9 protein-coding genes and 1 riboswitch are annotated in these 9,443 nt (G+C 72.0%); of the genes, 4 read left to right on the top strand and 5 right to left on the bottom strand.

Annotation, left to right across the window (positions count from 1 at the left end; genetic code table 11):
• Window positions 1-97 precede the first annotated feature (97 nt).
• Entirely contained in the window at window positions 98-298 is a 201-nt protein-coding gene (locus AC07CM_RS31315) for a hypothetical protein (protein ID WP_478879833.1), read from the bottom strand.
• 498 nt (window positions 299-796) lie between these two features.
• Here AC07CM_RS31315 and AC07CM_RS31310 point away from each other — a divergent pair, with 498 nt between their 5' ends.
• Complete coding sequence (locus AC07CM_RS31310; RefSeq protein WP_478879832.1) at window positions 797-1,537, top strand: class I SAM-dependent methyltransferase; 741 nt, start codon at window positions 797-799, stop codon at window positions 1,535-1,537.
• A gap of 126 nt (window positions 1,538-1,663) precedes the next feature.
• On the top strand, window positions 1,664-1,918 hold the full coding sequence (locus AC07CM_RS31305; RefSeq protein WP_478879831.1) for a hypothetical protein: 255 nt from the start codon (window positions 1,664-1,666) through the stop codon (window positions 1,916-1,918).
• Between the two features lie 195 nt (window positions 1,919-2,113).
• Here AC07CM_RS31305 and AC07CM_RS31300 read toward each other — a convergent pair whose 3' ends face one another.
• Window positions 2,114-3,760 carry an APC family permease gene (locus AC07CM_RS31300; protein WP_478879830.1) on the bottom strand — a complete coding sequence of 549 codons (1,647 nt, stop codon included), beginning with the start codon at window positions 3,758-3,760 and terminating at the stop codon, window positions 2,114-2,116.
• 130 nt (window positions 3,761-3,890) lie between these two features.
• Entirely contained in the window at window positions 3,891-5,123 is a 1,233-nt protein-coding gene (locus AC07CM_RS31295; RefSeq protein WP_478879829.1) for an FAD-dependent oxidoreductase, read from the bottom strand.
• A gap of 305 nt (window positions 5,124-5,428) precedes the next feature.
• Between AC07CM_RS31295 and AC07CM_RS31290 the strand changes: the two genes are divergently transcribed.
• Entirely contained in the window at window positions 5,429-6,547 is a 1,119-nt protein-coding gene (locus AC07CM_RS31290; RefSeq protein WP_478879828.1) for a PP2C family protein-serine/threonine phosphatase, read from the top strand.
• 68 nt (window positions 6,548-6,615) lie between these two features.
• A riboswitch (guanidine-III (ykkC-III) riboswitch) is annotated at window positions 6,616-6,683 on the top strand.
• Between the two features lie 12 nt (window positions 6,684-6,695).
• Entirely contained in the window at window positions 6,696-7,574 is an 879-nt protein-coding gene (locus AC07CM_RS31285) for an MBL fold metallo-hydrolase (RefSeq protein WP_478879827.1), read from the top strand.
• A gap of 36 nt (window positions 7,575-7,610) precedes the next feature.
• Here the strand turns inward: AC07CM_RS31285 and AC07CM_RS31280 are convergent, their stop codons facing one another.
• Both AC07CM_RS31280 and AC07CM_RS31275 read right to left on the bottom strand, forming a co-directional pair.
• Complete coding sequence (locus AC07CM_RS31280; protein WP_478879826.1) at window positions 7,611-8,753, bottom strand: XdhC family protein; 1,143 nt, start codon at window positions 8,751-8,753, stop codon at window positions 7,611-7,613.
• On the bottom strand, window positions 8,746-9,443 hold a 698-nt coding region (locus AC07CM_RS31275), incomplete at its 5' end, for a molybdopterin cofactor-binding domain-containing protein (protein WP_478879825.1). The genes AC07CM_RS31280 and AC07CM_RS31275, both read right to left, overlap by 8 nt.

Raw genomic sequence — 9,443 nt, 5'->3', positions numbered from 1 at the left:
ACCCCCCCCCCCCCCCCCCCCCCCCCCCTCCCCCTCCCCTCTCCCCCCCCCCCCCCCCCCCCCCCCCCCCCCCCCCACGACCGGTTCTGTGCCGTCGTCACACAGCGGTGGTGTGCAGGCTCGCGTCCGACGAAAGGCCCTCGGCCGAGCCGATCGCCTCGATGCCGCCGGCGATGTTCGCGATCGGCGTCTCCAGGAAGAAGCCGCCGGAGCCTCCGGCGGCGAGACCGGCGGAGACGTTGTCCAGTTCGGTCTCGGAGATCTCGGTCGTCGCGATGCGGGAGGCGGGGTTCGTCATGGTCGTTTCCCTTCAGAAAAGAAGAACAAAGAAGAACAGGGAATGGCGAAGTGCGCCGGTTCCCTGAACTGAAAGGGATTTCCGGCGACTTGTGCCACGGGAAGGATCCAAGCACGCCGGGAAACGAGCGGCCAACCTGCGAGCCTCGAGGCGGGAGGATTCGGGAAACCGGGCTTCACCGGGGTGACGGTGCGGTGACCGAATATTTCGCACCCCTTCACGCGGCCCGCCACTGTGACTCACTCAAGGGCCTTGCCATCGCTTCGGGAAAGCGGATACTCCCGCGCCGGGTGACCCGCTCTCCGCGCGCTCGTGACGAGTGTTCACGTTTCGTTCGGCCCGGCGGTGAACCATGTGCAGGTTCACCGGATTTTTGACACCCTTCGAGCGAATCTCCCAGCACCGGGCTCCGTCGGGCCTTCTCGCGTGTCACGCTGCCGCGGAGCGCCCCTCCGCAAGAGTCGGGGGGGCCAGGTGCAGGCCAGGAGGCAGCGAGCCTTGACCGCCGACGAACACCCCATCGGCTGGGACACCTCCGCCGCGGCCGACGCCTACCGGGACCGCGACATGCGGCTGGCCGAGCGACTCATCTTCCCCGCCGTGCTGCGACGGCTCCGCCGGAACCAGGACCATGACGGGCTGGTGCTGGACATCGGGTGCGGCACCGGCGCGATCGCGGCACAACTGGCCGGCACCGGGCAGTGGACGGTGCAGGCAGTCGACCCCTCGCCGGACATGCTGGACATCGCCCGCGCCGACCGCCCACACCCTCGTACCTCCTACCGGCTGTTCGACGGCCGCGCCCTGCCCTGGCTCGCCGACGCCAGCGTGGATGCCGCCGTGTGCTGCCTGGTCTACTGCACGGACCCCGACGACGACCGGCTGGCCTCCCTCACCGCCGAGGTCCGCCGGGTCCTGCGTCCCGGTGCCCCGTACCTGCTCGCGGACCTCAACCCCGCGGCGACCGGCGTGGCCTTCTCGACCCTGCGCAACGGCGAACCAGGAGCGGTGTACGGCGACGGCGACCTCGTGCCCACGCTGCTGCGCCTGCGCGACGGCGCCATGATGAGCACGGTCACCCACCACCGCTCCCTCGATCGGTACCGGTCCTTCCTGACCGGGGCGGGGTTCCCCTCCCCGACCGTGGACCTGCCCACCCTGCCCGCCGACGCCGCCGCGGAGCACGCACCGGCGGAGACCCGTATCGCCCCCTACATGATCCTCACGGCTCACGCCTGACAGGTGCGCCGCGGTAGACGGTGCGCGGGTCGCCGGTCGCGTCGACGAGCAGGGTCGGCCGGTCCTTCGGGATCATCGTCGGGCGTTCGCGCGGCGGGTCCCAGAGCGCGCACGGCGATGTCGTTCGTGACGGGACCGAACAGGGTGTCCCGGGTCCCGGCACGCCACAGATCCCGCCAAGTAGAGCTCCAGCCGCGCGGTGCGGCCACGTCGCCGCACAGGATCGCCTGGGCGGACGTGCTCGTCCACCCGGTGGGCGCCGAGCCCCATGGGGCTGCGGGCGGCGGCTGCCTGGTCCGCGGCGCCGGCGATCCGGTCGTCGGTGACCAGGTGGTGCACGGACCGGCTCAACTCGTCGTGGGTGCGGCACGGCCCGGGTGAACGGCCTGGCGGCTTCGCGGCCGCCACCGGCGTGGCGACCAGCAGCACCGCCGTGGCCACGGCGGCGAGGCCGGTACGTCCGCGGAGTGCGGAACTCGGTGAGGGGGATCGCCATGCGGCATTGCGCCAGGCTCCGCCCGCGCCACGAGGGTCGGCACCAACGGAGCAGCGGAGGAAGTGCCCACAGGCGCGCGGTCAGACGACGTCCTCTTCCTCCGGGACGACGACCTGGTCGATCAGCCGCTGGATCCGCTCGCCGGGCAGCGCGACCGCCAGGGCCCAGTAGTAGATGAGGAGAGAGAAGGCGGCGACGACGCCGATGTCCCACCAGAGCGGGAACCAGGGGTGCTTGAGGGGTCCGAAGTCACTGAGGAAGACGATCAGGCCCATCCCGACGAGGTAGACGGGCAGCCACTGGGCCGCGCGCAGGTCGAGCTGGGGAGTGATCGGGTTCATCTTGAAGACCCGGTTGGCGATCAGGATGACATAGCCGATGAGGATGGCGACGCCGAGCTTCCAGTCGGTGGTCCAACCCGACCACAGGATCAGCAGGTTGGCGACGACGAAGGCCAGCGGTGACATCCAGCCGGCGCCGGGGAGGCGGTAGGGGCGGTGGGCCGCGGGCAGCCGGTCGCGGAACACGCCGAGGGAGAGCGGAGCACCGGCGTACATGAGCACGCTGGCGCTGGTGATCAGCCCGACGAGGGAGCGCCAACTGGGGAAGGGCAGGAAGCAGATGCAGCCGATCACGAAGGCGGTGATGAGGCCGGCCCAGGGGACACCGCGCCGGTTGGTGGTCTCGAACACGGAGGGGACGTAGCCGTTGCGGCTGAGGCCGTAGGAGACGCGGGAGGAGCCGGTGATGTAGATGAGGCCGGTCCCGGCGGGGGAGATCACGGCGTCGAGGTAGAGGACGGTGGCCAGCCAGCCGAGGCCGATGAGGGTGGCGACCTGGGCGAACGGGCCGCTCAGCGCGTTGAAGGCGGAGGTGGCCCAGTGGCTGCCGATCTGGGACGCGGGCAGTGCGGCGAGGAAGGTGACCTGCAGGAGGATGTAGATCACGATACCGAGGACGATCGATCCGATCACCGCGCGCGGGATGTCGCGCTTGGGGTTGGCGCTCTCGCCGGCGAGCTGGTCGGCCTGCTCGAATCCCAGCAGGGCGAAGATGATGCCGCTGGTGGAGACGGCGGAGAGGATGCCCTTGGCCCCGTAGGGGTCGAACCCGTCGGCCGCGGTGAAGTTGCTCGCGTGGAACTGGGCGATGGCGAACACGAAGATCGTGAGCAGCGGGACGCCGACCTTCCACCAGGTCGCCGCGCTGTTGGTGCGGGCCAGCAGACGGATGCTGAGGAAGTTGACGGCCGTGATGACCGCCATCAGGCCTACGGCGACGGCGATACCGGGCGGGGTCAGCACGTGCTCGCCGCCCTGGATCTTCTCCCAGCCGCTCGCCCAGGAGTAGTGCTGGGCGTAGGTGATCATCGCCAGCACCTCGATGGGCGCCACCGTGGCCGCCTGCAGCCAGGAGAACCAGCCGAAGGAGGCGCCGGCGGCTCCGCCGAAGGCGTAGTGCGGGAAGCGTGCGGTGCCGCCGGAGACCGGATACATGCCGCCGAGTTCGGCGTGCACCAGCGCGAGGATCAGGATGGCGAGGCCGCCGATGGCCCAGGAGATGATCGCTGCCGGTCCCGCCGCCGCGAGGGCGCCCTGCGCGCCGAACAGCCATCCGGATCCGATGATCGAGCCCTCGGAGGCCCAGATCAGCCCGATGAAGCCGATTTCGCGTCTCAGTCCCGGACGGTGCGTTCCCGAGGCGGGCGACGACTGGGATACGGCCATGTTCCACACCCCCTGCGCAGGGTGCTGCTCAACACCATCGTGCCACGGCTGGGCGGGGCCGGCGGGTGCCGGGTCGGGGCCAATTGCCGGGTGCGGGGCACCAAGCGCACGCGTGCCGGGGCCGCGGCGGCTAACGCACGGCCGCGCCCGGTGGGCGTTCCCGAAGTGCGCCGTATCCGATGAAGTACGCGGGGAGGCGGCGCGCCCAACGTGACCTGGTGAGCAGGCGTGCGAGGCGCTGGGCCCGCTCGGCGCTGCCGAGGGGCGGCCGGCCCTGCAGGACCGGAGCGATGAAGCGGGCGTGGGCCGTGCGCTGGAGCGCCTGTGTGGCGACCGTCGTCGGACGGCGGCGGCGTTGCACACCGCGTACGTCGCGCAGGCCCACGGTCCCCCGGTTCAGTGGCTCTGCCAGGTGGCGGGCGGCGGCAACGGCGTCCTGGACCGCGAGGTTGATCCCGATGCCGAAGACCGGGGACATCGCGTGCGCGGCGTCGCCGATGCACAGCAGACCCGGGCGGTGCCAGCGGCGCAGTCGGTCGAGGCGCACGTCGAGGAGCTTCACCTCGTCCCACGAGCGCAGGCCGTGCGCACGGTCGGCGAGCCAGGGGACGGCCGCGGTGAAGTCGGCCAGGAAGCGGTCGAGGCCGGCGGCGCGGCGCTGGGGGTCGGTGCCCTTGGGGATGAGTGCGGCGCACTGCCAGTAGTCGCCGCGGTCGATCATGGCGGTCAGGAAGCGCTCGCCGGCGCCGCCGACGAGCCCGCGCGGGTCCGCGCTGTGCCGTGGCAGGCGGAACCACCAGGCGTCCATCGGGCAGCTGAATCGGTGCAGGCCCAGTTCGGGCCGGGAGCGGGCCAGTGAGCCGCGGCCGTCGCAGGCGACGGTGAGCACGGCGCGCAACTCGCCGGTTTGACCTTCGCAGGTGCGGTAGCGCACCCCGGTCACGCGGCCGGACTCGATCAGGAAGGAGGTCGCCTCCGTGTTCATCCGCAGGTCGAAGGTGGGTTCGCGCCGGGCCTCGTCGGCGAGCAGGTCCAGCAGGTCCCACTGGGGCACCATCGCCACGTAGTTGTAGGGGCCGGGCAGCACCGTGAGGTCCGCGACGGTGACCGCCGAGTGGCCGGTCCCTACGGGCAGCTGGACGGTGTTCACCCGGCGTTGGGGCAGCTGCGCGAACCGCTCGGCCAGGCCCAGGTCGTCCAGCAGCGCCAGTGTGGAGGGGTGGACGGTGTCGCCGCGGAAGTCGCGCAGGAAGTCGGCGTGCTTCTCCAGCACCGTCACCCGGACGCCGGAGCGGGCGAGCAGCAGGGCGAGCACCATGCCCGCGGGGCCGCCTCCCACTACACAACAGGTGGTCCGATCCATGACAGGCCCTGCCCTTCGAGAGCAGTAATTCATCAGTCGATGAATATTATCACGCCCGGGTGGGCCGGAACATGCCGCCGAGTGGACCAATCACCGGTGTGCCGCGAGCGGGCGCAGCAGGCTGGACCTCTTGTCGAGGTCATATGACTGGAGTCCGGTGTGCCGAGGCCGCACAAGCCGAACCCTCGGGCGTGTCGTTCGCCCGAACGCCACGTCCTCAGGACCGCTCCGGCCGGTCCGCCGGGTTCCGCGCGCGGGAGCCACGGGTGAGGAACGGGCGTGCCGTTCGGTTGCCGGGGGTCGGCATGGCCGTACGGACCCAGTTGCCCGCTCCCCCGGCGTGGATGCGCTGGCTTCCGGTCATGTACGTCGCGATCGTGCTGCTGCTCGAGCCGCTGACCCCCGTGGACTGGCCGGTGAGCTTCGTGCTGATCGCCCTCCCTCTGGTGACCGCCTTCGCCCACGGGCCCGTCACGGTCGCCGCCGCCACGGCGTTCGCCATCCTCCTCGAAGGGGTGCTGGCCGGTACCCCGTGCTGTGCGGGCCGGTCCGTCGGCTACCTGTGGGACCGCCACTACGTGGCCGCCTATGTGTGCACCGCCCTGGTGGGCGCCCTCGGCACGATCCTGGCCGCCCATCGGACCCGCCGAGAGCGCACGCTCGCCGACGTGCGCTTCGTGGCCGAGATCGCGCAGCGCGTCCTGCTCAGACCGGTTCCGCACCGCATCGGCGACCTTCTCCTGGAAAGCCTGTACCTCTCGGCCGCCGCCGAGGCACGCATCGGCGGCGACCTGTACGAGGCCGTCCCCACCGCGTACGGGGTCCGCATGCTCGTCGGCGACGTCCGGGGCAAGGGTCTGCTCGCCGTCGAGACCGCCGCCGCCCTGCTCGGCGCGTTCCGCGAGGCGGCGCACGACGAACCCGATCTGCCCGCGCTCGCCGACCGCGTGGAGACGAGCATGAGCCGCAGGGCGACACTGCTCGGTGGCAGCGAGATGAGCGAACGGTTCGTCACCGCCGTGTTCGCCGAGATCCCCACCGACGGCCATGTCGTCCGCGTCGTCAACTGCGGTCACCCTCCCCCGCTCCGCGTCCGCCCCGACGAGGTGCGCGAACTGGACCGGGGCCGGTCAGCCCCGCCGTTGAACCTCGGGATGCTGGTCGGCGACCCGTATCACGTCGACGTCTATGAATTCCGGCCCGGCGACCAGCTCCTGCTGTTCACGGACGGCATCACGGAGACCCGCGACCCCGCCGGCTCCTTCTACCCCCTGGCCCAGCGCCTCCGTTCCTGGGGGCCGCTGCCGCCGCGCGAGCTGCTGGAACGGCTCCATCAGGACCTGCTGGACTACAGCCACGACCGCCTGCAGGACGACATCGCGGCGCTGACCGCCTGTCTGCTCACCGAAGACAGGTCCACGTGAACGGGGGGCGGGCGTCGGGGCGTCGTCCGCGCGATCCGTGGCCGCTGGGCAGCGTGGTAGCGTCCCGATCGGAGGCTCGGACGTGCCTGCCCCGGACGAGATGTGCGCCGTACCCGGCCCGCCAAGACGACGCACGCGCGGAGACATCGTGGACACCGGCACCCACCAGATCGACTTCACCGCCGCCGCTCCCCTGCCCCGGCCGCTGGACGTGCGGTGGATCCACGGCTCACCGTCGGCCAAGCACAACACCGACCCGGACATCCAGGTCCACGCGTACGACGAGCACACGTTCATCCTGCGGCAGAACATGGCGGTCCACTACGAGGCGCCGTTCCTGTTCCTGCTGTGCGGCAACGAGCGTGCCGTGCTGATCGACACCGGCGCCACCGAGTCCGCCGAGTTCTTCCCGCTGCGCCGGGTGGTCGACGAACTGCTCGCGGACTGGCTCGACCGTCACCCCCGGGACGGCTACCACCTGCTCGTGCTGCACACCCACGCGCACGGCGACCACATCGCGGGCGACGAGCAGTTCGCGGGACGGCCCGACACCACGGTGGTGGGCGCCGACCGCGACACCGCCTGGCGGTACTTCGGGTTCGACACGGCCCCGGACGCAGTCGCCCGTGTCGACCTGGGCGGCCGGGTGCTGGAGTGCCTGGCCACCCCGGGCCACCACGAGGCGGCCGTCACCTACTACGACCCGGCCACCGGTCTCCTGCTCACCGGCGACAGCGTCTATCCCGGACGGCTCTACATCCAGGACGTTGCCGCCTTCACCCGCAGCATCGACCGCCTGATCGAGTTCGCCGACCACCGGCCGGTCACCCATGTGCTGGGCTGCCACATCGAGATGACGACCGAACCGGGCGTGGACTACCCGGTCCGCACCACCCACCAGCCCGACGAGCCACCCCTCCAGCTGACCCCCGCCCACCTGCGCCGGATCAGGGACGCGCTCGACCGACTCGGCGACGACCGCACCTGGCGTGCCCACTCCGACTTCGTCCTCTGCCCCCACACCTGAGCGTCCGGGCGGACCGGCCACCGTCCGCTCGTCCGCTCAGGCCGCCGTCGCCCCGCCGTCCTCCGCACGGTCGCGATGGATCGGTGTCGTCGAGCCGGTCAGGGGAGCGCCCGTACCGCCTCGCCTGGCCGCGACGATCTCCGCCATGATCGACAGGGCGGTCTCCTCCGGTGTACGGGCGCCGAGGTCGAGGCCGATCGGGGAGCGCAGCCGGGCCAGCTCCCGTTCGCTCACGCCTTCTTCGCGCAGCCGCCGATCGCGTTCCTCGTGGGTGCGGCGCGACCCCATCGCGCCGACGAACGACACCGGCATCGCCAGGGCCGTCTTCAGCAGGGGTATGTCGAACTTCGCGTCGTGGGTGAGGACGCACAGGACGGTGCGGGCGTCCGTCCCGGTGCGCCGCAGGTAGCGGTGGGGCCAGTCGACGACGACCTCGTCGGCGTCGGGGAAGCGGGCCCGCGTGGCGAAGACGGGCCGGGCGTCGCAGACGGTCACGTGGTAGCCGAGGAACTTGCCGGCACGCGCCAGCGCCGACGCGAAGTCCACCGCGCCGAAGACGATCATCCGCGGGGGCGGCACGTTCGACTCGACCAGGAGAGTGAGGCCGCCGGGGCAGTGCGAGCCGTCCGCCGAGAGCTCCACCGTGCCCGTGCGCCCCGCCTCCAGCAGTGCGCGGGCCTCGGCCGCCGCGGTCCGGTCCAGCTCGGGGTGGCCGCCCAGACCGCCCTCGTACGTGCCGTCCCCGCGCACCAGCAGGGCACGGCCGAGGAGTTCGGCCGGGCCGCGCGCGACCCGGGCCAGGGCCGCCGGCTCGCCGTCGACGGCGGCCGAAAGGGCCGACGCCAGGACCGCACGAACGGGCGCCTGTGCGCCCACCGGCGTGATCAGCACGTCGATGGTGCCGCCGCAGGTCAGCCCCACGGCGAAGGCGTCGTCGTCGCTGTAGCCGAACCGCTCGGTGACGCTCTCGCCCGTCTCGAGCGCCTGCAGGCACAGGTCGTACACCGCGCCCTCCACGCAGCCGCCGGAGACCGAGCCGACGACGGTGCCCGCGCCGTCGACGGCGAGGGCGGCGCCGGGACCGCGCGGCGCGCTGCCGCCCACCGCGAGCACGGTGGCCACGGCGAAGTCCCGGCCCTCCTCGCTCCAGCGGAGCAACTTCTCTGCCACGTCAAGCACTTGGTGCCCCCGCCAGGATGACGCGGTCGGGCCTGATCGGCAGGCTGCGGTGCCGTACTCCGGTCGCGTGCCAGACCGCGTTGGCGATGGCGGCCGCGGCGCCGACGATGCCGATCTCACCGATGCCCTTGATCCCGATCGGGTCCTTCGGGTCCGTGTCGTCGATCCAGTCGGCCTCGATGGACGGGACGTCGGCGTGGGTGGCGACGTGATAGCCGGCGAGGTCGGCACCCACGTGGCCGCCCGAGGCGTGGTCCCGGACCGCCTCCTCGTGCAGGGCCATGGAGATGCCCCAGGTCATGCCGCCGACGAACTGGCTGCGCGCGGTGAGCGGGTTGACGATCCGGCCCGCCGCGAAGATGCCCAGCATGCGTCGCACGCGCACCTCGCCGGTGGTGACGTCCACGGCCACTTCGGCGAACTGCGCCCCGAAGGAGTGGCGTTCGGCCGACCTGAGGGCTGCGACGGCCGCGGTGGTGTCCGACCGCACGGTGATTCCCTCCGGCGGGATGTCGGTGCCGAGGGCCAGCCGGTCGCGCAGTTCGTCGGCCGCGGCCGTGACCGCCCAGGACCAGGAGCGGGTGCCCATGGAACCGCCGGCGATCATCGCGGGTCCGAAGTCGCTGTCGCCGATGCGCACCCGGACGCGGTCCGGGGACACCCGCAGCGCGTCGGCCGCGACGAGGGTGA

The organism is Streptomyces sp. NPDC044061 (assembly GCF_056434305.1).
This window is presented reverse-complemented; position numbering and strand designations above follow the sequence as displayed.